General features: G+C 58.1%; 27 protein-coding genes, 2 tRNA genes and 2 rRNA genes (1 of these 31 only partly in view). 17 read left to right on the top strand and 14 right to left on the bottom strand.

Annotated features, from left to right (window positions below):
- From M5D89_RS04035 to M5D89_RS04005, 7 genes are all read right to left on the bottom strand, one after another.
- Nucleotides 1-1204, bottom strand: a 23S ribosomal RNA gene (locus M5D89_RS04035) (it extends 1681 nt beyond the left edge of the window).
- A gap of 217 nt (nt 1205-1421) precedes the next feature.
- Nucleotides 1422-1497: transfer RNA gene (locus M5D89_RS04030), tRNA-Ala, on the bottom strand.
- Nucleotides 1498-1500: 3 nt separating this feature from the next.
- Nucleotides 1501-1577, bottom strand: a tRNA-Ile gene (locus M5D89_RS04025).
- Nucleotides 1578-1626: 49 nt separating this feature from the next.
- Nucleotides 1627-3162, bottom strand: a 16S ribosomal RNA gene (locus M5D89_RS04020).
- The 16S and 23S rRNA genes sit together here with 2 tRNA genes alongside, the layout of an rRNA operon.
- Before the next feature lie 242 nt (nt 3163-3404).
- Nucleotides 3405-3899: a glutathione peroxidase gene (locus tag M5D89_RS04015; RefSeq protein WP_248884581.1), complete on the bottom strand. Its 495-nt coding sequence runs from the start codon at nt 3897-3899 to the stop codon at nt 3405-3407.
- A complete protein-coding gene (gene tyrS, locus M5D89_RS04010; RefSeq protein WP_248884580.1) occupies nt 3889-5124 on the bottom strand; it encodes a tyrosine--tRNA ligase in 1236 nt (411 codons plus the stop codon). The genes M5D89_RS04015 and tyrS overlap by 11 nt, the downstream gene beginning before the upstream one ends.
- A 49-nt stretch (nt 5125-5173) precedes the next feature.
- On the bottom strand, nt 5174-5401 hold the full coding sequence (locus tag M5D89_RS04005; RefSeq protein ID WP_248884579.1) for a hypothetical protein: 228 nt from the start codon (nt 5399-5401) through the stop codon (nt 5174-5176).
- A 24-nt stretch (nt 5402-5425) separates the two neighbouring features.
- Here M5D89_RS04005 and M5D89_RS04000 point away from each other — a divergent pair, with 24 nt between their 5' ends.
- Both M5D89_RS04000 and M5D89_RS03995 read left to right on the top strand, forming a co-directional pair.
- Nucleotides 5426-6745 carry a porin gene (locus M5D89_RS04000; RefSeq protein ID WP_431307146.1) on the top strand — a complete coding sequence of 440 codons (1320 nt, stop codon included), beginning with the start codon at nt 5426-5428 and terminating at the stop codon, nt 6743-6745.
- Between the two features lie 18 nt (nt 6746-6763).
- Nucleotides 6764-7267 carry a DsrE family protein gene (locus tag M5D89_RS03995; RefSeq protein WP_248884577.1) on the top strand — a complete coding sequence of 168 codons (504 nt, stop codon included), beginning with the start codon at nt 6764-6766 and terminating at the stop codon, nt 7265-7267.
- Nucleotides 7268-7317: 50 nt separating this feature from the next.
- On the opposite strand, the gene M5D89_RS03990 is transcribed toward M5D89_RS03995, so the two are convergent.
- From M5D89_RS03990 to M5D89_RS03980, 3 genes are all read right to left on the bottom strand, one after another.
- Entirely contained in the window at nt 7318-8505 is a 1188-nt protein-coding gene (locus M5D89_RS03990; protein ID WP_248884576.1) for a GspE/PulE/PilB domain-containing protein, read from the bottom strand.
- Nucleotides 8495-9922 carry a GspE/PulE/PilB domain-containing protein gene (locus M5D89_RS03985; protein ID WP_488796113.1) on the bottom strand — a complete coding sequence of 476 codons (1428 nt, stop codon included), beginning with the start codon at nt 9920-9922 and terminating at the stop codon, nt 8495-8497. Before M5D89_RS03985 ends, M5D89_RS03990 begins: the two co-directional genes overlap by 11 nt.
- A gap of 327 nt (nt 9923-10249) precedes the next feature.
- Nucleotides 10250-10906, bottom strand: a complete 657-nt coding sequence (locus M5D89_RS03980; RefSeq protein WP_248884575.1) for a MarC family protein — start codon at nt 10904-10906, stop codon at nt 10250-10252.
- 113 nt (nt 10907-11019) lie between these two features.
- Between M5D89_RS03980 and M5D89_RS03975 the strand changes: the two genes are divergently transcribed.
- The 15 genes from M5D89_RS03975 to M5D89_RS03905 all read left to right on the top strand — a co-directional run bounded on the left by M5D89_RS03975 (nt 11020) and on the right by M5D89_RS03905 (nt 22815).
- Complete coding sequence (locus tag M5D89_RS03975; RefSeq protein ID WP_346347701.1) at nt 11020-11286, top strand: FmdB family zinc ribbon protein; 267 nt, start codon at nt 11020-11022, stop codon at nt 11284-11286.
- 70 nt (nt 11287-11356) lie between these two features.
- Entirely contained in the window at nt 11357-13147 is a 1791-nt protein-coding gene (aspS, locus tag M5D89_RS03970; protein ID WP_248884573.1) for an aspartate--tRNA ligase, read from the top strand.
- The gene (nudB, locus tag M5D89_RS03965) at nt 13128-13577 is read left to right on the top strand and encodes a dihydroneopterin triphosphate diphosphatase (protein ID WP_248884572.1); all 450 of its coding nucleotides are present in this window, start codon (nt 13128-13130) and stop codon (nt 13575-13577) included. Before aspS ends, nudB begins: the two co-directional genes overlap by 20 nt.
- 38 nt (nt 13578-13615) lie before the next feature.
- Nucleotides 13616-14713, top strand: a complete 1098-nt coding sequence (nadA, locus tag M5D89_RS03960) for a quinolinate synthase NadA (RefSeq protein ID WP_248884571.1) — start codon at nt 13616-13618, stop codon at nt 14711-14713.
- Nucleotides 14714-14838: 125 nt separating this feature from the next.
- On the top strand, nt 14839-15327 hold the full coding sequence (locus M5D89_RS03955) for a lysophospholipid acyltransferase family protein (protein WP_248884570.1): 489 nt from the start codon (nt 14839-14841) through the stop codon (nt 15325-15327).
- Between the two features lie 75 nt (nt 15328-15402).
- Complete coding sequence (locus M5D89_RS03950) at nt 15403-16161, top strand: YebC/PmpR family DNA-binding transcriptional regulator (RefSeq protein WP_248884569.1); 759 nt, start codon at nt 15403-15405, stop codon at nt 16159-16161.
- A gap of 31 nt (nt 16162-16192) precedes the next feature.
- Nucleotides 16193-16702, top strand: a complete 510-nt coding sequence (gene ruvC, locus M5D89_RS03945) for a crossover junction endodeoxyribonuclease RuvC (protein ID WP_248884568.1) — start codon at nt 16193-16195, stop codon at nt 16700-16702.
- Nucleotides 16699-17280, top strand: a complete 582-nt coding sequence (gene ruvA / locus M5D89_RS03940) for a Holliday junction branch migration protein RuvA (RefSeq protein ID WP_248884567.1) — start codon at nt 16699-16701, stop codon at nt 17278-17280. Before ruvC ends, ruvA begins: the two co-directional genes overlap by 4 nt.
- Nucleotides 17281-17297: 17 nt before the next feature.
- A complete protein-coding gene (ruvB, locus tag M5D89_RS03935) occupies nt 17298-18344 on the top strand; it encodes a Holliday junction branch migration DNA helicase RuvB (protein ID WP_248884566.1) in 1047 nt (348 codons plus the stop codon).
- The gene (ybgC, locus tag M5D89_RS03930) at nt 18334-18753 is read left to right on the top strand and encodes a tol-pal system-associated acyl-CoA thioesterase (RefSeq protein WP_248884565.1); all 420 of its coding nucleotides are present in this window, start codon (nt 18334-18336) and stop codon (nt 18751-18753) included. Before ruvB ends, ybgC begins: the two co-directional genes overlap by 11 nt.
- 12 nt (nt 18754-18765) lie before the next feature.
- Nucleotides 18766-19461: a protein TolQ gene (gene tolQ / locus M5D89_RS03925; protein WP_248884564.1), complete on the top strand. Its 696-nt coding sequence runs from the start codon at nt 18766-18768 to the stop codon at nt 19459-19461.
- Entirely contained in the window at nt 19458-19868 is a 411-nt protein-coding gene (gene tolR / locus M5D89_RS03920; RefSeq protein WP_248884562.1) for a protein TolR, read from the top strand. Before tolQ ends, tolR begins: the two co-directional genes overlap by 4 nt.
- A complete protein-coding gene (tolA, locus tag M5D89_RS03915) occupies nt 19865-20854 on the top strand; it encodes a cell envelope integrity protein TolA (protein WP_248884561.1) in 990 nt (329 codons plus the stop codon). The genes tolR and tolA overlap by 4 nt, the downstream gene beginning before the upstream one ends.
- Nucleotides 20847-22112 (top strand): Tol-Pal system beta propeller repeat protein TolB, encoded by a 1266-nt coding sequence (gene tolB, locus M5D89_RS03910; protein WP_248884559.1) that lies wholly within the window; start codon nt 20847-20849, stop codon nt 22110-22112. The genes tolA and tolB overlap by 8 nt, the downstream gene beginning before the upstream one ends.
- Before the next feature lie 43 nt (nt 22113-22155).
- On the top strand, nt 22156-22815 hold the full coding sequence (locus tag M5D89_RS03905; protein ID WP_248884557.1) for a LysE family translocator: 660 nt from the start codon (nt 22156-22158) through the stop codon (nt 22813-22815).
- Here M5D89_RS03905 and queC read toward each other — a convergent pair whose 3' ends face one another.
- The 4 genes from queC to pal are packed head-to-tail and all read right to left on the bottom strand — an operon-like array spanning nt 22816 to nt 25551.
- Complete coding sequence (gene queC / locus M5D89_RS03900) at nt 22816-23493, bottom strand: 7-cyano-7-deazaguanine synthase QueC (RefSeq protein ID WP_248884556.1); 678 nt, start codon at nt 23491-23493, stop codon at nt 22816-22818.
- An 11-nt stretch (nt 23494-23504) separates the two neighbouring features.
- On the bottom strand, nt 23505-24143 hold the full coding sequence (gene queE / locus M5D89_RS03895; protein WP_248884554.1) for a 7-carboxy-7-deazaguanine synthase QueE: 639 nt from the start codon (nt 24141-24143) through the stop codon (nt 23505-23507).
- 2 nt (nt 24144-24145) lie between these two features.
- On the bottom strand, nt 24146-24958 hold the full coding sequence (gene ybgF, locus M5D89_RS03890; protein WP_248884552.1) for a tol-pal system protein YbgF: 813 nt from the start codon (nt 24956-24958) through the stop codon (nt 24146-24148).
- A 17-nt stretch (nt 24959-24975) separates the two neighbouring features.
- A complete protein-coding gene (gene pal / locus M5D89_RS03885; protein ID WP_248884551.1) occupies nt 24976-25551 on the bottom strand; it encodes a peptidoglycan-associated lipoprotein Pal in 576 nt (191 codons plus the stop codon).
- Nucleotides 25552-25649: the final 98 nt, after the last annotated feature.

The raw sequence follows: 25649 nt of genomic DNA, 5'->3' as shown, positions 1-25649 counted from the left end.
ACTGGCTTACCGAACGCTCCTCTACCGCGCACTCCTAAAAGTGCACCCGCAGCTTCGGTATATGGCTTGAGCCCCGGTAAATCTTCCGCGCAGGCCGACTCGACTAGTGAGCTATTACGCTTTCTTTAAAGGGTGGCTGCTTCTAAGCCAACCTCCTAGCTGTCTGTGCCTTCCCACATCGTTTCCCACTGAGCCATATTTGGGGACCTTAGCTGGCGGTCTGGGTTTTCATCCCTCTTGACGACGGACGTTAGCACCCGCCGTCTGTCTGCCGCACTCAACTTGCCGGTATTCGGAGTTTGCAACGGTTTGGTAAGCCGTGACAGCCCCCTAGCCGTAACAGTGCTCTACCCCCGGCAGTTATATGCGACGCGCTACCTCAATAGCTTTCGAGGAGAACCAGCTATCTCCGGACTTGTTTAGCCTTTCACTCCTATCCACAGTTCATCCCCGACCTTTTCAACGGGCGTGGGTTCGGACCTCCAGTAGGTATTACCCCACCTTCATCCTGACCATGGATAGATCGTCCGGTTTCGGGTCTACTCCCTGCGACTGTCGCCCTATTCAGACTCGGTTTCCCTACGCCTCCCCTCTTCGGTTAAGCTCGCCACAGAAAGTAAGTCGCTGACCCATGATACAAAAGGTACGCAGTCACCCCCTAAGGGGCTCCCACTGCTTGTAGGCATACGGTTTCAGGATCTATTTCACTCCCCTCTCCGGGGTTCTTTTCGCCTTTCCCTCACGGTACTGGTTCACTATCGGTCGGAAACGAGTATTTAGCCTTGGAGGATGGTCCCCCCATCTTCAGACAGGATTCCACGTGTCCCGCCCTACTTCTCTCATGCCTAGTTCCACAAAAAACCTTTCGGATACGGGGCTATCACCCACTACGGCCAACCTTTCCAGGTCGTTCTCCTAGGCCTCTTGCTAAATCATGATGGCTGCTCCCGGTTCGCTCGCCGCTACTACGGGAATCTCGGTTGATTTCTGTTCCTGCAGCTACTGAGATGTTTCAGTTCACCGCGTTCGCTTTGCTGACTCTATGTATTCCATCAGCAATGACCCTTACGGGCCGGGTTTCCCCATTCGGACATCCTCGGATCACAGCTCGTTTACCAACTCCCCGAGGCTTTTCGCAGGTATCCACGTCCTTCATCGCCTGTTTCCGCCAAGGCATCCACCGTATGCCCTTATTCACTTGACCATATATCCCGCAATACCTTGCAGAATCGCTACCAAGTCCCAGAACCTGGCAACGGGCCTTCCCTTCTTCTGTTGTAAAAGAACAATACTTCGCACCTTCCGGTACGCAGTGCACAAGAGACAATCCATCTCTTCTCCACTACCTACCCTACTTCTCTCCCTCTACCCTTCCCTACTCCTATCTACCCCTCTCGGGATAGATCTCCCCACCAGCAATCTGGTGGAGCTGACCGGGATCGAACCGGTGACCCCCTGCTTGCAAAGCAGGTGCTCTCCCAGCTGAGCTACAGCCCCATTTGGTGGGCCCAAGTGGACTCGAACCACTGACCTCACGATTATCAGTCGTGTGCTCTAGCCAGCTGAGCTATAGGCCCAAGTCTCTCTACCGAGTGGCGTGTGTGGGGTCTAGTACCCTGTCTCTTTAAAGGAGGTGATCCAGCCGCAGGTTCCCCTACGGCTACCTTGTTACGACTTCACCCCAGTCATGAACCATACCGTGGTAACCGCCCCCCCGAAGGTTAGGCTAGCTGCTTCTGGTACAATCCACTCCCATGGTGTGACGGGCGGTGTGTACAAGGCCCGGGAACGTATTCACCGCGGCATGCTGATCCGCGATTACTAGCGATTCCGACTTCATGCAGTCGAGTTGCAGACTGCAATCCGAACTACGGCGCGCTTTCTGGGGTCTGCTCCACCTCGCGGTCTCGCTTCCCTCTGTACGCGCCATTGTAGCACGTGTGTAGCCCTGGACATAAAGGCCATGAGGACTTGACGTCATCCCCACCTTCCTCCGGTTTGTCACCGGCAGTCTCCCTAGAGTGCCCGGCCGAACCGCTGGCAACTAGGAACAAGGGTTGCGCTCGTTGCGGGACTTAACCCAACATCTCACGACACGAGCTGACGACAGCCATGCAGCACCTGTGTGTAGGTTCCCGAAGGCACTCCCGCATCTCTGCAGGATTCCTACCATGTCAAGCCCAGGTAAGGTTCTGCGCGTTGCATCGAATTAAACCACATGCTCCACCGCTTGTGCGGGCCCCCGTCAATTCCTTTGAGTTTTAACCTTGCGGCCGTACTTCCCAGGCGGGATACTTATCACGTTAGCTACGACACTCAGCACCTAAGGCACCAAACATCTAGTATCCATCGTTTAGGGCGTGGACTACCAGGGTATCTAATCCTGTTTGCTCCCCACGCTTTCGCGCCTCAGCGTCAGTATTGGGCCAGGTGACCGCCTTCGCCACTGATGTTCCTCCAGATCTCTACGCATTTCACCGCTACACCTGGAATTCCATCACCCTCTCCCATACTCTAGTCAGCCCGTTTCCACCGCCATTCCCAGGTTGAGCCCGGGGATTTCACGGCAGACGTAACTAACCGCCTACGCGCCCTTTACGCCCAGTGATTCCGATTAACGCTCGCACCCTCCGTATTACCGCGGCTGCTGGCACGGAGTTAGCCGGTGCTTCTTCTTGGGTTCACGTCAACAGCAAACGATATTAGCGCTTGCCTTTTCGTCTCCCACGAAAGAACTTTACAACCCGAAGGCCTTCTTCATTCACGCGGCATTGCTTCGTCAGGGTTGCCCCCATTGCGAAAAATTCCCCACTGCTGCCTCCCGTAGGAGTCTGGGCCGTGTCTCAGTCCCAGTGTGGCTGATCGTCCTCTCAGACCAGCTACCGATCGTCGCCTTGGTAGGCCTTTACCCTACCAACTAGCTAATCGGACGTAGGCCCCTCCCTCAGCACGAGGTCCGAAGATCCCCCGCTTTCTCCCTCAGGACTTATGCGGTATTAGCCCAAGTTTCCCTGGGTTGTCCCCCACAAAAGGATAGGTTCCTACGCTTTACTCACCCGTCCGCCACTCGCCACCAGGCCGAAGCCCGTGCTGCCGTTCGACTTGCATGTGTTAGGCATGCCGCCAGCGTTCAATCTGAGCCAGGATCAAACTCTTACGTTCAATCCAACAATTCTCAAAACTTCACGCCATGCAAACCCCCGATCAGATCGCACCAAGCTCACACTCGATACTCCCAAATCAAAAATCTACACAACGCTTAGGGCCTAAACCCCACACATCTCCACTCGGTTGGGAAAGAACAAATGGGAGCCTTTCGGCTTCCGCTGCAGCACCAATGCTGCGTGGTGAGGGCGCATTATACGCAGGCGCAGAGGGGTGTCAACACCACTGCGAAGAAACCGTTAACGGCCCTGCAAAAGGGCCTCGATGGCCGGGGCGATCTTCTGCGGCGTTACGCGGGGTGAATAGCGCCGACGCGGGGTACCGCTGCGATCGATGAGGAACTTGGTGAAGTTCCAACTGATGCGCGGTCCAAGCCAGCCCGGCTTGCTTGTTTTGAGGTACTGGAAAAGGGGATGCGCCTGTGGGCCATTGACGTCGAGCTTGGCGAAGACCGGGAAACTGACTGCGAAGCGTCCATAGCAGACATCGCCGATGGCGTCGGCGTTCCCCGGTTCTTGATGCGCAAACTGGTTACACGGGAAGGCGAGGACGGAAAAGCCCTGCGTCCGGTAACGCTCATATAACGTTTGCAATCCCTGATATTGCGGCGTAAATCCACAGAGACTGGCGGTATTGACGATGAGTAGCACCTGTCCCGCAAAGTCTTTCAGGCATTGTTCACGGCCATCCAGTAGTGGCAGACAATAGGAGTAGAACTCTGCTTCATCCTTCATGGGAAGCATCCTGCGTCGCTGATAAAAGGATTCGGGCAAAGTGGCGCTTACCGTACTGGAGCAGATACTCTTCCCCCGCCTCCAAGAGGAAATCGGTGTCCTCCATTCGCGCATCGCCCAGACGTACCGCCCCCTCGCGCAGCTTGCGCATGCCCTCGCTACTACTGCGCACCCAGCCCAGGGCCTGTAAAACTCGGGGAATAGTGAAGGGCACGTCCAGCGAGAGGCATTGAACCGGCAGATTTTCCGGCCGCTCATGGCGCTGGAAGCGGGCGAGGAAATCTGCGCGCGCCTGTTGGCCAGATCCCGAACCACTGAAGCGATCCACCAATTCTTCCGCCAAGTCGAGCTTGCAATCGCGCGGGTTACGTTGGCCATCCTCTGCCTCACGTTGCCATTGTTTCTGCTCCGCTGGAGCACGTCGCGAGAGGAGGGAAAAATAGCGCCACATCAAGGTGTCGGAGATGGACATGAGTTTGCCAAAGATCTCCGCTGGCGGATCTTGCACGGCGATATAATTGCCAAGGGACTTGGACATCTTCTGTACGCCATCGAGTCCCTCGAGGATAGGCATCAGGAAGACGAGCTGTTGGGCTTGCCCGCGCACACGCTGCAGTTCTCGCCCCATGAGCAGGTTGAAGCGTTGATCAGTACCACCGAGCTCGATATCGGCCCGGATCGCGACCGAATCGTAGCCCTGCAGTAGGGGGTAGAGAAACTCGTGGATGGCGATGGGTTCGCCGCTGGCGTAGCGCTTGCTGAAATCATCGCGCTCCAGCATGCGCGCGACCGTGCTTTGCGCCGCGAGCTGGATCAGCTCTGCCGGGCGCATGCAGTCCAGCCATTGGGAGTTGAAGAGAACTTGCGTGCGCTCGGGGTTGAGAATGCGAAAAATCTGCTCGCGGTAGGTCTGCGCGTTGGCGGCAACTTCCTCAGGGCTCAGTGGGGGACGTGTCGCGTTCTTGCCGGTGGGGTCGCCAATCCGTGCGGTGAAATCGCCAACGATGAATAGCAGCTCATGACCGAGATCCTGGAACTGCCGCGCCTTGTGTAGCAGCACGGTGTGCCCAAGGTGCAGATCTGGCGCGGTGGGATCCATGCCCAGCTTGATGCGCAGAGGGCGCTTCTCTTCTTCCGCTCGCCGGAGGACCGTAGCGAGGGCATTTTCTGGGAGAATGTCGGCAGCTCCCAGCTGCAATTGGTCGATTGCTGACGCGTAATCCATGTGGCTTTCCGTCCGGACATTGGGGGACGATGGTATCATTGGAACCGAGTCAGGCGAAGATGGACTGCTCCCCGCACTCTGCAAACGCGCTGGCACCTCGAAAAATACCGATAACTTTGTACGATTTCCTCCATGTTCCAGCGAGAACAATCCATTGCACGAGATCGCGCAAATACGGCCAAGCATTTATCCGACGCGCATTGATATCACCATTAACAATCTGATTTTCTGAACCAAGATGTTCTGGCACGGGTGTTGCTTTTAAAACTTCCGCCACACAGAACAACCTTTGGGGTGATCAATGAAAACAGCAAGACGTTTAGCGAGATCCGGATTGGCAGTCGCGATATTGAGCGCGACTCTATTTAATGCGCAAGATGCCAACGCAGCCAACTGGTTTGCGTTACAGGGAATCTCACCGCCAACGGCCCCGCTATTTGGTATATCGGGCTTCATTGAGCCTACCGTTTGGGCGCAACCGGGCGTTGAGGATAATTTGCTGCATGAGGTTCCGCACATCAATCTGATCGGTCCCGATTTTAGCCAAAATACCACGGCGGGAATCCTGCGCGCGCGCATCATGTTTCGCGGCAACCTAAACCCTGAGATTTCGTATTTTGTCGCTGGAGAGTTTGGCGATAACGGGGTCACCCGTGTCCGCGGCGGCTACCAGCCGGCACTGATTGATGGACATGTGACCTTCAGCTATCTACCTGGAGCACGAGTAGAGGTCGGTTTGATTCGTGCACCGAGCGCCGAAGGTGCGATGCAAGGATTCATGACCTACAACTTTGTGCTCAGTTCCACTGTCATCAACCAATTGATGAACCAGCCAATGTTCAATTCTGCTTACCTGAACAAGGACACGCCAGCGGGATACCTGATCCCCGGAACACAAAATCTGGGGGCCAACGGATACCGGTATCCGGGTGCCATGGTCTTTGATTGGTTTCGCAATGGTCCCTGGGAATTTGCCTATGGCGCCATGCTAGGTATGTACGGCACGGTAGCGGCGGGAAATCAATCCAACGAGCCGATGGAAGCGGTGCGCTTGCAGGAAGCCTACATTCTTGGCGGGAAAGGACCTTTTCGCAGCGATATCCAGGGCGGCATCTGGTATCAGCACGCCGCGCCACGCTGGGATGGCGTGAACTACGACATGAATCGCTATGGCGCTGACCTGCAGTATCTGCAGGGCTATATGCACCCGTGGGGTCGGCAACTGCGATTTGAATATATTCACGGTAATGGTTGGATCGATGCCCCCGCAGCATTCAGCAAGGCTGCAGACCTAGCGGCGCCCCTCTACCAAACGCAGTTATACCCTGGGATCAGTAATAGGGCCTGGGGCTACATGGCGGAAGCTGGCCTGTTTCTGACCAAAAACATCGAGGTCAATCTCCGGTATGACTACTACAACCGATTGCCGAACAATCCTGCCCAAAATCGTATCTTCAAGACCTATGCTTTAGGCGTGCAGTATCACTTTACGCCGCTGACCAAAGTCATGGCGGGCTATTATTTCCGCACCCTGGGCGTTCCCCACCCCAACCCGACCAGCGAGAGTGTTTCCCGATCGGTCGATAATGTTTTCGCCCTCCAGGCTATGATCGCCTTCTAGATGCCAAGGAGTCTCAAAATGCCACACGCTTCCCTGCTTCGTCGTCTGATCGTGACCGTCGGTGCGTCTCTGCTCCTCGCCCTGGGAAGCAGTCCTGCATGGGCGAATGTATCCATGCTCCACGATTTCGATTTCGCCAAGCCCATGTTTATTCATAAGCATCCCTTCGCCAAGTACCATGTGGTGATTCAGGTGAGCCAGGACAATCCGGCCCGCTGGAACCTGACCTTGAACAACGCGCAAAATCTTCTGAATTATTTTGGTCAAGAACAAGTGCAGGTCGTCATCGTGGCTTTCGGTTCGGGTATCAAAATGTACCTACCAAAGAGCCCCGTCGCATCGCGGATTGCCGCCATCAACGCCGAGGGTGTGGAGTTTGATGTCTGCCATAACAGTATGGAGCAGTTCAAGAAGAAAACTGGGCACCTGCCGCCCCTCGATCCGTCAGTGGTTATCGTACCCGCAGGGATCGTGCGGATCATGCAGCTCGAGTCCCACGGCTTTAATTACGTAAAACCCTGATTCCAGGCTTTCTCAGCCCGCTTGAGGTGGTCGCGGTTTGGCCACCTTTTTTATGGTTTGATGTCGCGGCCGATACCGTATTTTAGCCGCCGTACGGGCAAATACCATAAGAGACCATCAAGAAACATCAAACATCCTGCACCAATCAGCACATAGTCCGTAAAGCTGTAGGAACTAGCGTTCAGCAGTTTATGCATGGCAATCCCTAGACCGACAAAAGCGACGCCGGTACGAATCAGAGACAACCCTGTTCTGGCACGCGCGTAAGAGGTGCGGTGACTGGACGCAATGGTACGCTGTGCCGCCAACATATTGCGCTCCCGTGCCAAATGCGTACGTTCCTTGCTGGCTGGCACGGGCCGGAGGACCGAGCAATGCTGTGGAATCGCTGCTGCAAGTTTAGCCAGGGGAGATTTGTCCTCAGGTTCCACCGGTGCGTCGGAGAGATGATAGCGCTCGGTAAAGCGAATATTTTCGGTAGTAATATCGATCAGCGCACTTTGACAAGGCAGATCCATGCGCGCTTGCCGCACCTTGAGATAATCCAGCAAGCCCACGAGGGCTAACGTGATACCCACAAACAATATCCACAGACGATACGCAGCCAGCGAATCGTGGGAAACATGCGTCAACACGCTGGATATAGCCACCATGGTCAAGCCCCAACGCAATAGTTTCATGGAAGTGCGCGCGCGCGCATGCGCTGTGCGGTGCGCGGCAAGCTTGGTACGCCAATGCGCCATGGTATTGCGCCAATAGGCCAGCCCGGTGCGCTCAATGCCAATCAATACAGAGGCTTCGGCATGGAGATAATCCTGGGTGTACCAGCGAATATCTTCCCACAGAGCGACGCGGAATTCGTATTTCGCTGCCGGCAGCAACCGTCGCACGTCTGCGCGCATCTGCTCATCGCTGGGATCCGCAGCGGCTACGACGACGGTATCGTCGAGTTGTCGCACGGGAAACCAGCCAGACTCCCGCAGGAGCTTGGGATCCAGCCCGGCAAACAGTTCGCTGGACACAGGCAAACGCTCGTCATACTGAAGAAAAGCGCAGCCATAATGACGCGACAATGCCTCGAGTACATCACAGCGCGCCAGCTCAAGGTCTTTTAAGAGTATCCGCTCGAGGAGCACACGGCGCCGCTTGGCGCTGGCATCAGCCCATTCCAGGGTGGCCTGACTGAGCTTGCCCGCCTCGACCAGGGCAACGTAGGGAGAGGATGCTTCAGTTGTCATAGCGATAGTGGGTGCGCTTCCAGACGCTCTGGGGCAGGCTGTAGTCAGCGTCGGCGATTTCAAAACTCTCATCGACATAGTGCGAACGGCGTTTGATTTTTTCCGCAGGTAGATACCAATGCAGACCATCCGCAATCAGATACAGGCCGGTGACGACCAAGACCAGATCGAAAATGGTCCACAGCACATCCACATGACCTGCGAAGTGGAAATATACGAAGAGGCCCGCACCCACGGTCATGACGCTGAAACCGGTACGAATGAACGCCATCCCGGTGCGCGCACGGGCCATGATTGTACGCAGCCTAGACATGGTGTTGCGTTTGTCTGCCAGGGTGGTGCGTTCCCAGGCGAGACCAGTGGTCGCGTAGACCCCTGGCCTGGCGACCGTAGCATGCGCCTCGAGTCGCGGATCAATACCGCGCGCATAGAGGCACAGGGAAGGAAAGATGCGGTCCCACGGGCCCATTTTGTCGAGTTTGCTGCGCACGGCATCTAAGGCCTGATTGCCAGCAGAGCGACCAGGACGGTACCAAAGAAATCCCTCGATGAGCATCAAGGTACCGATGAGGATCAGGCTCCAATCGAAGACGGACCACGGTCCAGGAGGAAATTTGCGCACGAAGCCGATGCCGATACCGGCAAAGGCAACACCCGTACGGGCAAAGGCAAGACCGGTGCGCGCCTTCGCCATCATTACGCGTAGATAGGCAAGAATAGTGCGCTCCTCGGCAAGATCTGTACGATCATTGGCAAGAAAACGCCGTCTCTCAACCGGTGACAGGGCATCCCAATTTTGCCGTAACGCGGCAGCACCGGGGACAATCGGGCTGCGTTGAAAATTCAAGGAACCTCCGGGATCCGTGACATCGAGGGCGGAATATTCTTCTGGTACCGCATAGGGCAGATATTCCTTGATTCGCCGAGACTCGTGTCGCGCCGGCCAATACCAGACTATGCCATCGATGATAGCGAGCATACCGAGCACGAGGAGCGGAATTTCAAAAAGCAGTAGGGTACCGCCACCAAATAGACGCAGAAAGGCGACGGCAATACTGACAAAGGTCAGGCCGGTGCGTGCCAAGGCAAGCCCCGTGCGGCTACGTGCAAATCGAGTGCGTTGGGTAGAGTATTGCGTCCGCTGCCCTGCCAGGTAGGTCCGCACTTTGGCCAAGGGGGTGCGACCTCCATTGACCGGAAAATGCCCATTCAAATCGGCGCTGTTTTCGATCAAACGGACCAGGTCTGCGGGGATGGCGACGCGGAAGCGCAAATCGTCGACCCCCAGGGTCGAGCGAATCCTTGCCAGCAATGCCGGGTCGTCAGGCGTACAGGCGATGACCTCGGCGCTATCCGCATCCCAAGCGATGGGTAACCACAACTCGGCCCGGAGCTTGTCCACGTCCAGGCGCCGCAAGATCGCCCCTGACGCGGTCAGCGATTCGTCATATTCGACCGCAGGCCAATCATATTGTGCTGACAGCTCCTGTAGCTGCTCCTCTTTTTGTCGTATTTGCGCGCTTATCGTCGTACTCCGTCAAAAACAGCCGCGATCTCTCCAGAGCTCGCAGGCGTACCTCGGTCATCTGTCCATTGGACAAGCCCTGCGCTGATCAGCTCGTGCTTGAAAAGCGTGCCACCCAGGCGTCCAACGGATTCCGACTTCTTTCACATGACCGCACATTGTAAACAGGCAGACTGCCCGTTGACCAACAGCGGCAACTAATCGATACCTCAGATCTGCTTATGGGCTGATGCTGCTGTGCAAACCAGGAAAGAGGGTCGATAGGCCATTGGCGAGAAAGGTGACGGCGATAGCCGCAAGGATCAGACCAAAAATTCGCGTGGAGATATTGATTCCCGTTACGCCGAGGCGCTTGGTGAGTGGCTCCGCAAGACGCAGCGCCGCATAGGCGACCACGCTGATGATGAGGATATCGACCACGAGCAGTCCACTCGCCAACCAGGAGTCGCTGCGATCATGGGCAATGATGACGGTCACCATGGTTCCTGGGCCCGCCAGCAGCGGGATAGCGAGAGGCACTACGGCGACCGCCTCTTTCTGCATGCCTTCTGCGGCCTCTTCTGGGGTATGTTTGTAGCGTCCACCGGACTTGCCTTGCAGCATGTTGAAGGCGAGCAGCATCAACACCATCCCACCAGCCACCTGAAAGGCGGCGATACTGATCCCGAAAAAGTTCAGGATGTACTCGCCCAGAAAGGCGACGATCAGCAATACGACGGTGACGGCACGGGCCGCAATCTTGGCTGTCTGCAAGCGCTGTTCCGGGCTTTCGTCATTGGTCAAGGCGATGAAGATCGGGATTGCCCCGATGGGATTCAAAATCGCCAGCAGCGCAATCAAGGTGCGTAACGCTGCATGAATATCGGCGCCAAACAAGATGTCTTACCCCTGGTGATGAAAACAATGGTGATCCGGCTGCCAGACTCTTGGATTGGCAAGCGTGAGCACATACTTATAATAGTACGCCGATTGGTACAGCATTAGGAGTGATGACCATGCCAACGTATGAGTACGTATGCAAAGATTGCGGGCACAGCCTCAGTGTCGAGCAAAAAATGTCTGATGCGCGCTTGGTGGATTGCCCAGCCTGCGGCAAAGCCGGATTGGAGCGGCAATTGAGTGCTGGCGGCTTTGCCCTGAAGGGTAGCGGCTGGTATGAGACCGATTTCAAAGGATCCAGCAAGGCCGCCAAGACCGAGGAGAAGGCACCACAGGCAACGCCGCCGTGCGCGGGTGGCAGCTGCGCCTGTCATTGACGTAGAGAGCGCGTCGATACACCATTAGCGGGCCCTGCGGGGCCCTTTTCATGGCCAGGATATGCTTGATATGCGCAGTCACTATTGCAATCAGATCAACGAGCGAGAAATCGACAAAGTCGTTACCCTCTGTGCCTGGGTACAGCGGCGACGGGACCACGGCGGCGTCATTTTTCTCGATTTGCGCGATCGCGAGGGTGTTGTGCAGGTCGTGGTTGATCCAGATCGCCCGACGGCCTTTTCCTTGGCGGAGGAATGCCGCTCGGAATTTGTGCTGCGCGTCATCGGTCGGGTACGTCGCCGTCCTGCAGGCACGGAAAACTCCCATCTCCCCAGTGGGGCCGTGGAAATCCTGGCGCAGGAAATCGAGATTCTCAGCCGTGCGGATGCCTTGCCCTTTCCCCTCGACGAGGATGGCATTGCGGAAAACCTGCGCCTGCAATATCGCTATCTCGATCTACGGCGACCGCGCATGGTACAGAACCTACGCCTGCGCCATCAGGTCACCAGCTTCGTACGCAAGTTCTTAAATGACGCTGGCTGTGTGGATGTGGAAACCCCGGTACTGACGCGCTCGACTCCCGAGGGCGCGCGCGACTATCTGGTGCCCTCACGCACTCAGCCTGGGCAGTTTTTTGCGCTCCCGCAAAGCCCCCAGTTGTTCAAGCAGCTGCTCATGGTGGCCGGCCTCGATCGCTACTATCAGATTACCAAGTGCTTCCGCGACGAGGACTTGCGCGCCGATCGGCAGCCGGAATTCACCCAGATCGACATCGAGCTTTCCTTTGTCGAAGAAAAGGACGTGATGGCCCTCGCCGAGCCGATGATTCGCAACCTTTTCCGCGACGTCCTACAGGTAGAGTTGCCCGATCCATTCCCGCACCTGAGCTACGCCGAGGCCATCCGGCGCTTCGGGGTAGACCGGCCCGATCTGCGCAATCCCCTGGAGCTCACGGAACTGACGGACCTGATGCGCGACGTTGATTTCAAGGTCTTTCGTGCCGCCGCCGACGCGCCGCGTGGCCGGGTTGCCTGCCTGCGGATACCGGGCGGCGCCAGTCTCAGCCGCGCGCAAATCGACACCTACACCGAATTCGTAGCGATCTACGGCGCCAAGGGCTTGGCCTGGATCAAGGTCAACCAGATTGCCGAAGGTAGTGCTGGTTTGCAGTCCCCCATCGTCAAGTTCTTGCCTGAAGAGGTGTTGCAGCAAATTTTGCAGCGCAGTGCTGCTGTCGATGGCGATATTCTGTTCTTTGGTGCCGACAGCGCGAAAGTCGTCAATGAGGCCCTCGGCAATCTGCGCAACCGGATCGCCGCCGACCTGAACCTCTTGCAAGGCCATTGGAAACCGGTCTGGATCACCGATTTTCCGATGTTCGATTACGACGACAAGGAAGGGCGTTGGACCTCGACCCATCACCCCTTCACCGCGCCACAATCCACCGACCTGGATGCCCTGCGCTCGGACCCGGAACACGCCCTGGCGCGCGCCTATGACCTGGTGCTGAACGGCAACGAGATTGGTGGCGGCAGCATTCGTATTCACCGCCATGAGGTGCAGGAAGAGGTCTTTGCTGCCTTGGGTATCGGGCGCGAGGAGGCCCGTGACAAATTTGCTTTTCTCCTTGATGCCCTGCGCTTTGGCGCGCCCCCCCACGGCGGCATAGCCTTTGGGCTGGATCGTCTGGTCATGTTGATGAGTGGCAGCGATACCATCCGTGATGTCATTGCCTTCCCGAAAACCCAAAAGGCTGGCTGCCTGCTGACTGCAGCGCCGAGCCCAGTGGCCGAGCGCCAGTTGCAGGAACTCGGTATCCGGCTGCGCCCAGGACTGGGAGATGGCGTACAAAATTCCTAAATCCGTTCTCGTCCTGGTGCATACGGCAGAGCAGGTGCTGCTGCTCGAACGGGTGCGTCCGGAGGGCTTTTGGCAATCCGTTACCGGCAGTCTGGAAGCCGGGGAGGATTGGCACGCTGCTGCTGTCCGTGAATTGGCCGAAGAAACGGGATTTTCCGCCACGGCATTGGTCGATACGGGGGTGCGCAATCGCTTTCCCATCGTTCCACCTTGGGCGGAACGCTATGCCCCCGGTGTCTTGGAAAACGAAGAGCGCATCTTTACCCTGCTTCTGACGCAGCCAGAGGCGCCGCAGCTGCGCCCCAGCGAGCACTGTGCCTTCGCTTGGCTGTCGCCCCCAGAGGCGGCAGCGCGTTGTGGCTCCTGGACCAACCGCAATGCCATTATTCGCTTGTTTGGAACCCTTGACGCCGGGCGTCTTGCCTCTTAGCTTGCAGGAATGGGACAGAGTAGAGGAGGCAGCCGACAATGAGCGTGGAAACCCTACACTTCCATGGACGCAGCGACATTGGAGCAGCAGAACTGGACACGCGGATTCGCGTCGCCAAGGCGGCCCTGGGGCAGCGGGTAGTGATTCTGGGACATCATTATCAACGGGAAGAGGTCTATCGCCACGCTGATTTTCACGGCGATTCCCTGCAGTTGTCGCGCGCGGCGGCGGCTCTGGATGCAGAATACATCGTCTTCTGTGGTGTACATTTCATGGCCGAGGTCGCGGATATCCTCAGTCGCCCTGAACAGAAAAGCATTCTGCCCGACCTGCAGGCGGGCTGCGCCATGGCCGACATGGCCAATATCGCGCAGGTGGAACGCGCCTGGGGGGAACTGCGTAGCGTTCTCGACCCCGATAGCGAGGTCACACCCGTTACGTACGTCAATTCCAGTGCCGAAATTAAGGCCTTTTGTGGCCGCACCGGGGGCACCGTCTGCACTTCCTCGAATGCGCGCAAGATTCTGGAATGGGGCTTTCGTCAACGCCCCAAGGCGTTCTTTTTCCCCGACCAGCATCTGGGGCGCTGGACGGGTCATCAACTCGGCATTCCCCTGCAGGAGATGCCGGTCTGGGACCCTGATCTCCCCCTCGGCGGCCTGACGCCTGAACAGATCCGCCAAGCCAAAATCTTGCTCTGGAAAGGACACTGCTCGGTCCATCAAATGTTCCAGCCCATTCACATCGAGCGCTGGCGCGCCGCACACCCCACCGGCAAGGTGATCGCCCATCCCGAGGCCGCCTACGAAGTGTGCGCCATGGCCGATTATGTGGGCTCCACTGACTTTATCCTGAAAACCGTGAAGGCGGCAGAGCCAGGTAGCCAGTGGCTGGTCGGAACAGAGATCAATCTCGTCACCCGACTGGCGGAGGAGGTGCGCAGCGAGGGCAAGACGGTCGAGTTCATGTCACCCTTGGTCTGCATGTGTTCCACGATGTTCCGCATTGATCCGGAGCAACTGGCCATCACTCTGGAAGAACTGCTCGCTGGTCGTCCGCGTAATGTCATCCGCGTTCCGGAACAGACGGCGGTAGAGGCGCGCGTGGCCTTGCGACGGATGCTGGAGCAATCCTGAGCACCACCCTTGGCGGCGCGGCGGCGGATCAACGCGGTGACTGGACGGTATCGCAGCGTGTCCTGCATCGAGCGATTCTGTGTTATGCACGGCAATATCAAGGAGCGCGCTGGGACGCCAGCACCGTGCCGGCATCAGGCCCGGTAATCATCGCCTGCAATCATTTGTCGGTTCTCGATCCGCTGCTGCTGGTTGCCAGCAATCAACGCCTGATCTCTTTCCTGGTCGCGCAGGAGTACTACGAGCAACGCTGGCTGCGCCCCTGGCTGGATTTATCGGCTTGTATTCCCGTGCGTCGCGATGGGCGCGACCTGCGCGGGCTATTACAAGCACGGCGGCTGCTGCGGGCGGGTCGGGTACTGGGGATTTTTCCGGAGGGAGGCATCAGTCGCAAGGGCATGCAAAAAGGTCTGGCCTGGCTGGTACGAGAAAGTGCCGCACCCGTCGTTCCCGCGCGCATCGTCGCCGCTCGTCAGTATCCATCGGATCTGCATACTTGGCTGCGACGCCAGCACCCTCTGCTCCGCTACGGTGTACCCTTGCACTTTCATCCGGACGCCGACGCCGCCGAAATCCTCGGTGCTACCCGCAGCGCCATCGCCACCTTGGCATGACGCTACTGCGGCGTTTGCGGTATCATGCCGAAATATCACCAGAATCAGTTGCTTTAGCGTTGCAAGGAGTGGTCTATGTCTGGACATAGCAAATGGTCCACCATCAAATTCAAGAAGGCATTGAAGGATGCCAAGCGCGGCAAGGTTTTCACCCGCCTGATTCGCGAAATTACCGTGGCAGCCCGAGCCGGCGGCGGGGATCCTGGCAGCAACTCCCGTTTGCGCTTGGCACTGGACAAGGCCTACGCGGCCAACATGACCAAGGATACCGTCGAGCGTGCCGTCAAGCGCGGTACGGGAGAGCTGGAAGGCGTCGACTATGAGGAAGTGACCTACGAGGGCTACGGCCCCGGTGGGGTGGCCATACTGGTAGAAACCATGACGGATAACAAGGTGCGCACCGTGGCCGAGATTCGTCATATCTTTTCCAAACGTGGCGGCAATATGGGCACCGCCGGTTCGGTAGCCTATCAATTCAAGAAACAGGGGCTGATCACCTTTCCCGGTGATGCCGACGAGGACCGTATTCTTGAGGCGGCATTAGAGGCAGGGGCGGAAGATGTGCTCAATGAAGGAGAGCGAATTGTTGTCTACACTGCTGCCACCGACCTCCACGCAGTCGCTGCCGCGCTGGAAGCGGCCGGCTTGATGCCGGAGGAGAGTGAAATCACCATGATTCCGGAAAATACGATTGAAGTCAGTGGAGAAGAAGCGGAAAAGCTCTTGCGCCTGATCGAATTTCTGGAAGAAAACGATGACGTGCAGAACGTTTATGCCAATTATGAGTTGAGCGAGGCAGAAATGGCACGTCTGGAGGAAGCCGCAGCTTCTTAATTCCCAGCCCCATCGACATCCTCCAGCATCCATGCAGCGCATCATCGGAATCGATCCCGGTTCCCTACGCACGGGCTTTGGCATCATCGAAACCGATGCCTCGGGGCGTCTACGCCACGTCGCGCATGGCTGTATCAACGTGTCCAGACAACCCTTTCTGGAGCGGATTGGGGCCATCCACCGCAAACTGGGGGAAGTTCTGCGGGAATTTGCACCCCATGCTGCCGCAATCGAGCAAGTTTTCCTGGCTCGCAATGCCGATTCTGCGCTGAAATTGGGGCAAGCGCGGGGCGCAGCACTGGTGGCCCTGCTGGAGCGCGAACTCCCCATAGCCGAGTACAGCGCATTGCAAATCAAGAAGGCCACTGTGGGCGCCGGTCATGCCGACAAGACTCAGGTAGAGCAGATGGTGCGCCGACTTCTGCGGGTCGACGACAGCCTGCAAGCCGATGCCGCTGATGCCCTGGCATGCGCCATCTGTCATGCGCATAGTCAGAGAACGCAGAACTTCTGGCACGCCGCGGAGGTTGCGAGACCATGATCACCAGTTTACAGGGCAAGATCCTTCAACGCCGCCCGCCTTGGCTGTGGCTGGAAGTCTCTGGGGTTGGCTATGAAGTCGAAATGCCCCTCTCCAGCTTCTACCAGCTTCCGGCCGAAGGAAGCGCTTTGCAAATCTTCACCCATTTTGTGGTGCGCGAAGATGCCCAGCTGTTGTATGGTTTTTTGACTCTCGACGAGCGGGATCTTTTTCGTCTTCTGATCAAGGTCAATGGTATTGGCGGCAAGGTGGCCCTGGCCTGTTTGGCGGGCCTGGAGGCGGGACAACTGCGTCAGGCCCTGCTGCTGGGGGACAAAAAGCGACTCACGGCCATTCCGGGCATTGGGGTCAAAACCGCAGAACGGATGATCGTGGAATTACAGGACAAGATTGGTGATGCGAGATCTGCCTTTCCACCGGGCCCGAGCAGCGACGATCCGCGCACGGAAGCCATTGCCGCCCTGCAGAGTCTCGGCTATAAGCCGGTGGAAGCGCAACGCGCAGTAGAGAAACTGCCCGGGGATCTCCCGCTGGAGGAATTGATTCGCCAGACCCTGCAGATTCTCGCCCGCCGCTAGATGGAACTTGATATCGGATGGTCACTCCCAGCGCCATGAGCCGCGACAACCTCAGTTCTCAGGAACAAACCGGCGACAAGATCGATCACGCCCTGCGCCCGCGCCTGTTGCAGGATTATCTGGGCCAGGAACGTCTGCGCGAGTCCCTGTCTCTGTTCATCGACGCGGCGCGGCAGCGGCAGGAAGCCTTGGATCATGTGCTGCTTTTTGGCCCCCCGGGATTGGGCAAGACAACGCTGGCGCACGTCATCGCCCAAGAGATGGGTGCGGGACTCAAAGTAACCTCTGGGCCGATTCTCGACAAGGCGGGAGACCTCGCCGCCATTCTCACCAATCTGCAGCCCCACGATGTCCTTTTTGTCGATGAAATCCATCGCTTGAGTCCGGTGGTGGAGGAAATCCTCTATCCCGCCCTCGAGGACTTCGAGCTCGACATCCTCATTGGGGAAGGACCCTCCGCGCGCTCCATCAAGATTGGCCTGCCTCCCTTTACCCTGATTGGTGCCACCACCCGCGCCGGGCTTCTCTCTTCGCCCTTGCGGGACCGCTTCGGCATCAGCTTTCACCTGGAATTCTACAGTGTCGACGAGCTGAGTCGGATCGTGGCCCGTTCTGCCAGCATCCTACAGGTACCCGCCGTGCGCGAGGGCGTGGCGGAGATCGCCGCCCGCGCCCGCGGCACGCCGCGTATTGCCAATCGGCTGCTGCGCCGAGTCCGGGACTACGCCCAGGTGCGTGGCGATGGAACGATCGATCATGCTACAGCACGTGCAGCTTTGGAGTTGATGGAGGTAGACGAACATGGCTTCGATCCGCAGGATCGTCGCCTCCTCGGCATCATCATTGAACGCTTCGCTGGTGGTCCGGTAGGCGTGGAGAGTCTGGCTGCCGCCCTGGGGGAAGATCGCGGCACCATCGAGGATGTGTTGGAACCCTTTCTCATTCAATCTGGATATCTGATTCGCACCCCGCGCGGCCGCTGCGCCACCGCCCAGAGTTATTTGGCGCTCGGTCTGCCACGGCCCGAATCCGGGCAATCCGGGAGTCTTTTCGATGGCGGTTGATGTGGGCTCGCGCAGCCAATTTGCCGTGCGCGTATATTATGAAGATACGGATCATGGCGGCGTGGTATATCATGCCAATTATTTGCGCTTCATGGAGCGCGCTCGTACCGAGATGCTGCGCGATAGGGGATTGGAATTGGATCGACTGGAGGAAGAGGACGGCGTGATTTTTGCCGTTCGCCGCGCCAGCCTCGACTTTCGTGCGCCAGCGCGTTTCAATCAGCATCTGCGCATCGAGACCCTGATCAGTGCCGTTCGCCCCCTGCGCATGCACTTCTCCCAGAACATCTTTTGTGCCGACCGACTGCTCTGCTATGGAGAAGTCGAAGTGGTCTGCCTGAAAGCAGAGAATTTTCGTCCAGCACCCATCCCTAAACATGTCGTACAGGCTTTTTTCCCCAACCCTTAAACGCGAGATCCCATGGACAGCACTGCCGTAGCTTCTTCTCAACATCTCTCCCTGAGCCACCTGATCTTGCACGCCAGCCCGGTGGTGCAGGGTATCTTGCTGCTGTTACTGATCGCCTCGGTGGTCTCCTGGTTCGTGATCTTTCAGAAAGGGTTGGTATTTTCGAGTGCGCACCGAGCACTGAAGCGCTTTGAAAAACGCTTCTGGAGCGGTGGGGAGATGGCGCAGATCTACCAGCATGTGAGTAACAATCCACAGCTGGAGATTGGCGCAGGCAACATTTTTTGTGCTGGCTATGAGGAGTTTCAACGGCAGCGGAAGGGACGCCCCAGTGATGCCTTGGATGCGGCACGGCGCGCCATGCGCGGCGCCCAGATTCGCGAAGTTGGTCAGTTGGAGAGCAATCTTCCCCTGCTTGCCTCGATTTCTTCCGTGGCACCCTTCGTTGGCCTGCTCGGAACCGTCTGGGGCATCATGACCACCTTCATGAACATTGGCATGGCGCAACAGGCCACCCTGGCCGCGGTGGCACCGCCCGTCGCCGAGGCCCTGATTGCCACCCTCGCCGGGCTCTTCGCCGCTATCCCCGCAACCTTCTTCTATAACCGCTTCATCCATCGCCTGGATGAACTCGATGCGCATTATGAGGTCTTCATGGATGAGTTCACCAACATCCTGCACCGTCAGTTACCCGAGAGCAAAGTATGAAACGCCGCCGCCTATTGGCCGAGATGAACGTCGTACCCTACATCGACGTTTCCCTGGTGCTGTTGGTGATTTTCATGCTCTCCGCGCCACTGCTCACCCAAGGCGTCAATGTCAACCTGCCCAAGGGCGTAAGCAAACCCGTGCCAGACAAAACCCCGCCGATCGTCATTTCCGTGGCCAAGGATGGCCGGCTCGCGCTGCAATATAAAGACGAGCATATGCGTCCGACGCTGCAGGATCTTGGCAGCACCGTGAAAAAGGTCGGCCACGGCGACCCGGCGCAAATGCAGGTGCTGGTGGGCGGTGACGCCCACGCCGACTATGGCAAGGTCATGGCCGTCATGGCCGCCCTGCAGCAAGCCGGGATCTCGCACGTGGGGCTCCTAACTCGTCCGGAACACCATTGAAAGACCACCCACGCATACTCCCCCTGATTCTTGCCATCGTCCTCAATGTGGCCGTGTTGGTCGCGTTGTTTTGGACCTTTCACGTGAATATTCCGGGGGCCGGGCACCCAGCAATGCAGGCAACCCTGGAAGCGGCGATGCCCACTCCAACCCCCACACCTGCGCCCCAACCTGCGCCAGCGCCAAAGCCCGTTCCGGCGGTAAAGCCGCAGCCGGTACCGAAGCCAGCACCAAAACCGCCCGTTCCTGCACCGAAGCCGGTACCGGCAAAGCCCACGCCGGCACAAGTAGAAAAGCAGCAGCAGATGGCGGCAGCGAAGTTGACGGCAGAACGAGCGGCGGCCGAAAAACATGCGCAGGAGCTTGCCGCACGTCGCGCTGCTACGCAAAAGGCAGCGGCAGCGCAAAAAGCCGCAGAAGAGCGGGCGGCTGCCCGACAAAAGGCAGCGGCAGAAAAGGCGGCGGAGCAAAAGGCGGCGCAAGAGCGTGCAGCCGCTGAAGCAGCAGCCAAGGCAGCAGCGCAGAAGGCCGCAGAGCAGCGCGCGGCGGCGGTAAAAAGGCAGCTCGCCGCGGAGGCTGCGAAAGCCGCCCAGGCGGCGCGTGCCAAGGCGCTGCAGCAGCAACTGGAGGCCCAGGCAAAGGCCCAGGCGGAGGCCAATCTGGCCGCTGCCAAGGCGCAACAGGCAGCGGAGAACCAACGCCTGGAGGCCCTCTTCGGGCAAAAGATCCAACGGCGGGTCTACCGTGCCTGGGATACCACCTTTGCGGCATCCCTGAATTGCGAGGTGGCGATCGAACTTACCCCCACTGGGAGCATCATCGGCCAACCGCGCGTTGTCAGTGGCAGTGGTAACCCGGCCTTCGACCAAGCGGTCATTCGCGCCGTCGAAGCCGCGGCACCTTTCGTTCCGCCCATTGGTCTACCCTACAGTGCCTTCAAAAGCGTCGTGATCAAATTCAATGCCGAGGATCTCAACCATGCATAAGCGTATTGCCATCGTTCTGCTAGGCTTGTTCTCTCTGGCCTTCGTTCTGCCTAGTGAAGCAGCCCTGACAGTCCAGGTTACCAAGAGCGTATCCAGCGCCTTGCCCATCGCCATCCCCTCTTTTGGCCCAGGGATCGCGGGCCAACCCACGGTGGCCGAGGTGGTACGCGCGGATCTGAGTCACAGTGGTCTGTTCAAGGTCTTGAATCCCGCCAGCTATCCCAGTGATCCGCAAGCCCCAAGTGCGGTACAGGCCAATGCCTGGACCGGCATTGGCGCGACCGGTCTTGCGCTAGGCGCAGTGCAACGAACTGCACAGGGCTATGCGGTTACGGTCTATGTCTACAACGTCAGTACCGGGCAAGAGTTGGTGGCAAAGCGCTTTAGCTGTTCGCCAGCGGAATTGCACATGACCGCACATCATGTTGCCGATGTGATCTACCAGGCCTTCACCGGGAAACCCGGTCCCTTTGCCAGCCGCATCGCCTATGTGCGGCAGGTGGGTCCGGAGTATTCGTTGATCGTTGCGGAGTCGGATGGCTGGAATCCGCACGTGGTCGTGCAAGGTCGTATGCCCCTGCTCTCCCCCGTCTGGTCGCCGGATAACCGACGGGTGGCCTATGTCACCTATGTCGATTCCCGCGCCACCATCTTTGTGCAGAACCTCGCCACTGGCACACGCCAGGCCATTGCTCCGGGAGGCCAGATTGTCAGCGCGCCCAGTTTTTCGCCGAACGGCCAGGAACTTGCCTATGCGCGCTCGCAGGACGGGCAAACCAACATCTTCACGGTGGACCTGGCGACCGGTCAACGCCATCAGTTGACCCGCGGCGGCAGCATCAATACTTCGCCAAGCTGGTCCCCCAACGGCGGACAGATCGCCTTTGTCTCCGACCGCGATGGTGGGCCGCAGATCTTTGTCATGAATCCGCAGGGCGGCGGGCAGCATCGTATCAGCTATAGTGGGAACTACAATGCCAGCCCCGCATATTCCCCCAATGGTCAACATATCGCCTTCATTCATCGCAGCGGTGGGGTGTATGCCGTGGCGGTCATGAATGCCGATGGCGGTGGTCTGCGCGTACTGGATGCGCAGGGCAACTGTGATCATCCCAGCTTTGCCGATAATGGAGAAATGGTGATTTACGGCACCCATCGTGGCGGCCGCAAGGTTCTCGCCGAGGCGAGTGTCGATGGGCGTACCCTGGCCATTTTGCATGGCGCCGGAGAGGACAGTCAGCCCGCTTGGTCACACTGAGCGTAGGCATCTCCCGCTCTGATGCAGGAACGGCAGGCGCAGTATGACATTGCACCTTTGGTTGCTCTACGTCCTGACGGTGCTGGTGATCTCCGGAATCCCTGGGCCAAACATGCTCCTCCTGATGAGTCATGGAGCCATTCATGGCCTTGGGCGCTCGGTAGCAACCATGTTCGGTTGTTTTTCCGCGCTGCTCCTGATGATGGTCGTTTCTGTAGCCGGATTAGGGCTCTTCTTGCAAAGTTGGCCGCGCCTATTTGCCGTGGTGCGGGTGATCGGTGCCCTGTATCTGTTGTATTTGGGAATCACTGCTTGGCGACAAGCAGATCTGCAGGAGGCGCAAACAGCGTCAGTTCCGTCAGAACGTGCGCAAGGCAGCCAGGGAAATGCTGCTACCACGCTCTATCGCACCGGCTTCCTGGTGGCAATGAGCAATCCGAAAGCCATTCTCTTCACCCTCGCCTTGGTCCCACAATTTATGCGTTACCAAGGGAATTTGCGGCTGCAATTCGGGGAACTGATCCTGACCTTTGCGGTGATCGAATTTAGCTGGTATGTCATTTACTCGGCGTCCGGCGCCAGACTCTCGCGTTTCCTTCGCGGTCCCCGGGCGCGCTATCTACTCCAGCGATGGACCGGGGGGATCTTCATTCTGCTGGGGCTGAGTTTGTTGGGGCTTGCCCTCGGCAACGCGCCCTTCTAGCTACCGATAGGGCGCAGGGTCCTGCAGACCCAGTTCGGCGAAGGCCGCGAGACGGAGCCGGCAGGCATCGCAGCGACCGCAAGAGCGCCCTGCGGCATCCAACTGGTAGCAGGAACGCGTGATGCCATAGTCCACCCCTGCGTCCAGACCAGCGCGGATGATCTCTGCCTTGCGCAGATACTGTAACGGGGCGTGAATCCGGGGCGACTCGCCCTCCACACCCAAGCGGGTAGCCACTGCCGCCAGGCGCGCAAAGGCCTCAATGAAGGCGGGTCGACAGTCGGGATAACCGCTGTAATCCTGACTGTTGACGCCCACATAAATATCGGGGACGGTCAGCACCTCGGCCAGCGCCAAGGCATAGGAAAGAAACACCGTATTGCGGGCTGGCACATAGGTAATCGGGATCCCCTCCTCTACACCGCTTTCCGGCACCTGCAGGGAGGAATCCGTGAGCGCCGACCCACCTAAACCACCGAGATCGATGGTCAGGATGCGATGGCTCGCCACCTGAAATTCCTGTGCCACCGCACGAGCGTAATCGAGCTCGTTCTGATGACGTTGTCCATAGGCAAAGGACAAGGCATGGATAACCCGACCTTCACGCCGCAACAGGCCAGCGACGGTGGTGGAATCCAGACCACCGGACAGCAGGAGAATCGCTTGCTGATTGGCCATAGTTGTCTCCTTCAGTGCCCCGGCACGTCGCCCCAAATCCACTTATGCAATTGACCCTGCAGGCGCACGGGTAAGGCGTCGGCAAGAATCCACTCCGCTAGGTCACGGAGATCCAATTGCCCGAAACTGGGCGAAAACAGAACCTCCGCGACCGGCAGGGGATGCTGACGCAAAAAATCCCGTGCCCACTCGTAGTCGGCGCGATGACACAAGACAAATTTTACCTGATCCTCATGGCTGAGATAGTGCAAATTTTCCCAGAGGTTTTTTGCTTCTTCCACAGAACCTGGTGTTTTGATGTCGAGAATCTTCACCACGCGCGGATCCACTGCCTGCACCGACAAGGCCCCACTGGTTTCCAGAAAGACCTCACGCCCGCGGTCGCAGAGGATGCGGAGCAGCTCGTGTACCGCTGGTTGCGCCAGGGGCTCACCGCCCGTGACCACCACCAGCTGATTCGGCCGCTCTTCGACACGCGCCAAGATTTCCTCCACCTCCATCCACGCACCGCCGTGGAAGGCATAGGCACTGTCACAGTACTGGCAACGCAGCGGACAACCGGTAAGCCGCACAAAAGTGGCAGGGCGGCCCATGGCGCTGGTTTCACCCTGCAAGCTGTGAAAGATCTCGGTGATGCGCAGACGCGCCATACCTACTGACCGCTGGCTTGTAATTGCGTTTGCGCCTTCTGTGCGGCTGGGGTACTGGGGTACTGTTTCAGTAGGCGGCGAAAAGTGGCGCGCGCCTTGGCCGGCTGACCAATAGCCTCGTAGATCTGCCCCATCCGCAGCAGGGCATCCGGCGCCTTACTGCTCTGGGTATAGTGGGACGCCGCCTCCAGACTTTTGATCGCGGCGTCATTCTGACCCAACACGTACTGCGCTTGGCCGAGCCAGTAGTAGGCATCCACCACGAGACTACTCTGCGGATATTTTTTGATGAAGGCCTGCAGTGAGCTGGCTGCCGTGCCGTACTTTCCCTGTTGCAGTAGGTCAAAGGCGCGCTGGTAATCGGTCTGCCCCAACCCTGGCACGGTAGAGGCGGTGGCACTGCTGGCCTCGGCAGCGATGGCCCCGGCTGGTGTCTGCTGCAGCAGCGCAGCACTCGCAGTGCTAGCGGTAACGGCCGTGGATGCACTACTGGTCGCCATGGTCGCCGACAGGGACGTCAACTTCGCGTTGATTTTCTGCTGTTCTACATCCAACGCGTGAGTTTTGCTTTCCAGTTCACCCCGCAGTTCGCGAATTTCCTGCTGCGTCTGTTGCGAGCGATTGAGCAAATCACCAAGGGCAGCCTGGCTGCCCCGACTCGCCTTCTGCACAGCAATCAGGCTCTGGATCTCGCCTTGCATCACCGCCACCTGCTGCTGCAGCTGGAGAATCTGCTGGCCCTGCGATTCGGCCCAAGCCGGTGCACTGACCAGCAGTCCAGTAGTCACCAGCGCCATGCTCAGCTTACCCTTCATAAACCACGACCTCCAAATCAGCCGGTGTATCCCCCGCTATACACAAAGTCGACACGACGATTTTTTGCCCAACAGGCATTATCGTTTTGACTGCAGAGGGGATTATCCTTGCCAAAACTGACGGTACTGATCCGTGCCGCGCTTACTCCCTGAGACTCCAGATACTGCTTGACAGTTTCCGCACGGCGCTCACCCAAGGCAAGATTGTACTCCTGCGTACCGCGATCATCGGTATTCCCTTCCAAACGCACCTGCACATGGGCATGGTTCATCATGAACTGGGCGTTTTCTGCGGCAATGGCCTGACCATTGGCATCCATGTTGTCACTGTCGAAGGGAAAATGGACACGCAGATGGCTCGGCAACGCTGCCAGCTCCGCTGCCGTCAAGCCATGATTGCTACCACCAATGGGCCCATTGGCATTGAGATCCTGCGAACCAACTCCCTGCCCCTCATAGCCATTGGTCGCCACGGAGCTTACCGGCGCAACAGCTCCCGGGGCCTTGACGGCGCCACTACCGACGTTGCGCGCGCAACCCGAGAGTGCCAGAAGGGAGATACCAAAAATGACGACAACGTTGCGTAACTGCATGGTTTCTTCTCCAAGTGAATAAACACGATTGTATCGCGAGCATTGCAAGCGCAGCAATGATTAGTCCCATACTCTGCTTGACAGGGACATTGGCACTG

Source organism: Acidithiobacillus acidisediminis (assembly GCF_023277115.1).
Classification (GTDB): Bacteria; Pseudomonadota; Gammaproteobacteria; order Acidithiobacillales; family Acidithiobacillaceae; genus Igneacidithiobacillus; species Igneacidithiobacillus acidisediminis.
The sequence above is the reverse complement of the archived record's forward strand: the minus strand, read 5'-3'. Positions and strand labels throughout refer to the sequence as shown.

Coding starts and splice junctions, on each gene's coding strand:
- M5D89_RS04015 (WP_248884581.1), bottom strand. CDS start 3,899: ATGAAGGATGAAGCAGAGTTCTACTCCTATTGTCTGCCACTACTGGAT.
- tyrS (WP_248884580.1), bottom strand. CDS start 5,124: ATGGATTACGCGTCAGCAATCGACCAATTGCAGCTGGGAGCTGCCGAC.
- M5D89_RS04000 (WP_431307146.1), top strand. CDS start 5,426: ATGAAAACAGCAAGACGTTTAGCGAGATCCGGATTGGCAGTCGCGATA.
- M5D89_RS03995 (WP_248884577.1), top strand. CDS start 6,764: ATGCCACACGCTTCCCTGCTTCGTCGTCTGATCGTGACCGTCGGTGCG.
- M5D89_RS03990 (WP_248884576.1), bottom strand. CDS start 8,505: ATGACAACTGAAGCATCCTCTCCCTACGTTGCCCTGGTCGAGGCGGGC.
- M5D89_RS03975 (WP_346347701.1), top strand. CDS start 11,020: ATGACCATGCCAACGTATGAGTACGTATGCAAAGATTGCGGGCACAGC.
- aspS (WP_248884573.1), top strand. CDS start 11,357: ATGCGCAGTCACTATTGCAATCAGATCAACGAGCGAGAAATCGACAAA.
- nudB (WP_248884572.1), top strand. CDS start 13,128: ATGGCGTACAAAATTCCTAAATCCGTTCTCGTCCTGGTGCATACGGCA.
- nadA (WP_248884571.1), top strand. CDS start 13,616: ATGAGCGTGGAAACCCTACACTTCCATGGACGCAGCGACATTGGAGCA.
- M5D89_RS03950 (WP_248884569.1), top strand. CDS start 15,403: ATGTCTGGACATAGCAAATGGTCCACCATCAAATTCAAGAAGGCATTG.
- ruvC (WP_248884568.1), top strand. CDS start 16,193: ATGCAGCGCATCATCGGAATCGATCCCGGTTCCCTACGCACGGGCTTT.
- ruvA (WP_248884567.1), top strand. CDS start 16,699: ATGATCACCAGTTTACAGGGCAAGATCCTTCAACGCCGCCCGCCTTGG.
- ruvB (WP_248884566.1), top strand. CDS start 17,298: ATGGTCACTCCCAGCGCCATGAGCCGCGACAACCTCAGTTCTCAGGAA.
- ybgC (WP_248884565.1), top strand. CDS start 18,334: ATGGCGGTTGATGTGGGCTCGCGCAGCCAATTTGCCGTGCGCGTATAT.
- tolQ (WP_248884564.1), top strand. CDS start 18,766: ATGGACAGCACTGCCGTAGCTTCTTCTCAACATCTCTCCCTGAGCCAC.
- tolR (WP_248884562.1), top strand. CDS start 19,458: ATGAAACGCCGCCGCCTATTGGCCGAGATGAACGTCGTACCCTACATC.
- tolB (WP_248884559.1), top strand. CDS start 20,847: ATGCATAAGCGTATTGCCATCGTTCTGCTAGGCTTGTTCTCTCTGGCC.
- M5D89_RS03905 (WP_248884557.1), top strand. CDS start 22,156: ATGACATTGCACCTTTGGTTGCTCTACGTCCTGACGGTGCTGGTGATC.
- queC (WP_248884556.1), bottom strand. CDS start 23,493: ATGGCCAATCAGCAAGCGATTCTCCTGCTGTCCGGTGGTCTGGATTCC.
- queE (WP_248884554.1), bottom strand. CDS start 24,143: ATGGCGCGTCTGCGCATCACCGAGATCTTTCACAGCTTGCAGGGTGAA.
- ybgF (WP_248884552.1), bottom strand. CDS start 24,958: ATGAAGGGTAAGCTGAGCATGGCGCTGGTGACTACTGGACTGCTGGTC.
- pal (WP_248884551.1), bottom strand. CDS start 25,551: ATGCAGTTACGCAACGTTGTCGTCATTTTTGGTATCTCCCTTCTGGCA.